1 protein-coding gene is annotated in these 1,044 nt (G+C 70.1%); it reads right to left on the bottom strand.

Features of this window, described 5'->3' with window-relative positions; genetic code table 11:
* Positions 1-1,019: MFS transporter (locus tag ACIRS4_RS39080; protein ID WP_404205169.1), on the bottom strand; the 1,019-nt coding region annotated here is incomplete at its 3' end.
* Between the last annotated feature and the right edge of the window lie 25 nt (positions 1,020-1,044).

Raw genomic sequence — 1,044 nt, 5'->3', positions numbered from 1 at the left:
ATGGTCGCGTCGCCGAGCGGCGCGCCCCGGCCCGCCGACCGCACCACGCCCGACACCTCGCCGGAGCCGAGCAGGGCGACATCGAGCCGATGCGGGCGGTTGCCGACCGAAATGCTCACCGCGGCGGGCTGATAGCCGTAGGCGGACACGATCAGCACGTACCCGCCGGTCCGCGGCGCACCGATCAGGTACTCCCCGTCCGCGTCGCCGACGGCCCGCGAGACCTGGCGTCCGCGCTGGTCGATCAGGGTGAGCACGGTGTCGGGCACCGACTGCCCGTCCTCCCGGTGCACCCGGCCCGACACCGACAGCTGCGGCGCCTCCTCGAGCACGAACTCCGGCTCCGCGTCGAACTCCTGCTCCGGTTCGAGCTCCGGCTCCGGCTCGAGCTCCGGCTCGACCAACTCCTCGTCGGGCACCACGACCGGTACCGGAGTGTCCTGCAGCGGAATCTCTTTCATGAACAGCAGCACGACCGCCGCCACTACCGCAACCGCGGCGGCTACCGCGAACACCCCGCCCATGGCGTGGGTGAATCCGGTCAGAATGGGTGTGCGCACCTGCTCCGGCAGATCCGCGATGCCGCTGGTATTGGCCTCGATCCGCCCGAGTTGCGCGGCGTCGAAGCCCGGCGGCAGCTGACCGCCGAAGGCCGCCATGATCTTTCGCGGCAGCAGGTTGAACAGGATGGTGAGGAACACCGCGACCCCGAGGGTGCCGCCCATCTGCCGGAAGAACGTGGCCGACGCCGTGGACACCCCCATGTCGGCGCGCGGTCCGGCGTTCTGGGCGGCGATGATCAGCGTCTGCATGCAGCCGCCCAGGCCGAAACCGATGACGCCGCAGTACAGCAGCGGCTGCCACAGCGGGCTGTCGAAGCGGACCAGCGCGAACAGCACCGATCCGGCTGCGATGATCAGCGAGCCCAGGATCGGCAGCGCCTTGTACCGTCCGGTGAACTTGGTGACCAGCCCGGACAGTTGCGCGCCCAGCATGATGCCCAGCACCAGCGGCAGCATGAAAAGACCGGAGCGCGTGGGCGAG

Origin of the sequence: Streptomyces sp. NPDC101166 (genome assembly GCF_044768125.1) — a bacterium.
Classification (GTDB): domain Bacteria; phylum Actinomycetota; class Actinomycetes; order Streptomycetales; family Streptomycetaceae; genus Streptomyces.
This window is presented reverse-complemented; position numbering and strand designations above follow the sequence as displayed.